At 66.1% G+C, this 1,206-nt stretch carries 1 protein-coding gene; it reads right to left on the bottom strand.

Annotation, left to right across the window (positions count from 1 at the left end):
* Nucleotides 1-1,206, bottom strand: a 1,206-nt coding sequence (locus tag ACWDSL_RS53470) for an AMP-binding protein (protein WP_450497034.1), incomplete at both ends; no start/stop codon positions are given.

The raw sequence follows: 1,206 nt of genomic DNA, 5'->3' as shown, positions 1-1,206 counted from the left end.
GGTGCCGTAGAGGACGGTGATGCCGATGTCGAAGGAGACGGAGGCGTGGGCGACGGTGGTCCCGGACAGTTCGGGGTATGCCTCGGTGGCGCGGGCCAGGTAGTTGACCAGGGCGTGGTGGGGGATGATGACGCCTTTGGGGCGGCCGGTGGAGCCGGAGGTGTAGATGACGTATACCGGGTGTCCGGACAGCAGCGCTCCGGTGCGGTCGGTGTCGCGTATGTCGGTGCCGGGCTGGGCTGCGATCTGTGCGGCCGTCTCAGGAGCGTCCACCACCACGGACAGACCGTCCAGGGCGGGCAGGGTGGTGGTTGTGGTGGTGGTGTCGGTGATCAGGAGCAGCGGGTCGGCGTCCTGGAGCATGTAGCTGATCCGCTGGGCGGGCAGTTCGGGGTCCACGGGCACGTACGCCGCTCCTGATTTCATCACCGCCAGCAGCGCCACCAGCAGTTCGGCCGAGCGTGGCAGGGCAACCGCCACCAGCTGCTCCGGCCCAACCCCCTGTCCGATCAGGTGCCGGGCGAGCCGGTTGGCCCGCATATTCAACTCGCCATAGGTCAGCTTCTCGCCTTCGCAGACCACCGCCACTGCGTCCGGGGTCCGTGCGACCTGCGCTTCGAGCAGCTCCGGTACCACCGCATCCGGCACGGGATGCGCGGTGTTGTTCCAGTCGACCAGCAGCTGCTGCCGCTCGGTCTCACCCAGCACATCGACCCGCCCCACCGGCATATCCGGATCCGCGGCCACCGCCTCCAACACCCGCACAAAACGACCAGCCAACGCCTCAACCGTCGCCCGGTCGAACAGATCGCCGCGGTAGTCGAACCGGAGGTGGAGTTGGCGGCCGGGAACTACCGCCAGGGTGAGCGGGTAGTGGTTGCCGCTCCTGGTGTCTTCCTTCGTGAACTGGAGTTCTCCCGAAGGCCCGTCAGCGTCGGGAAGATCAACAGGGTAGTTCTCAAAGACAATAACCGTGTCGAAGAGTTCGCCGAGTCCCACCGCCTTCTGGATATCGGCAAGCCCTAGGTGCTGATGGGCCAGCAGCTCGGTCTGTTCCTGCTGTACTCGCTTCAGCAGTGCGCTGATCGATTCGCTGGGCTGCAGGGTGACCCGGACGGGGAGTGTGTTGATGAAGAGGCCGACCATGGTTTCGATGTGGGGTATGTGTGGGGGTCGGCCGGCGGTGGTGGCGCCGAAGGTGATGTC

The organism is Streptomyces sp. NPDC000941, from assembly GCF_053599555.1.
Note: the sequence above shows the minus strand (reverse complement) of the source record. Positions and strands in the feature narration are given on the sequence as shown.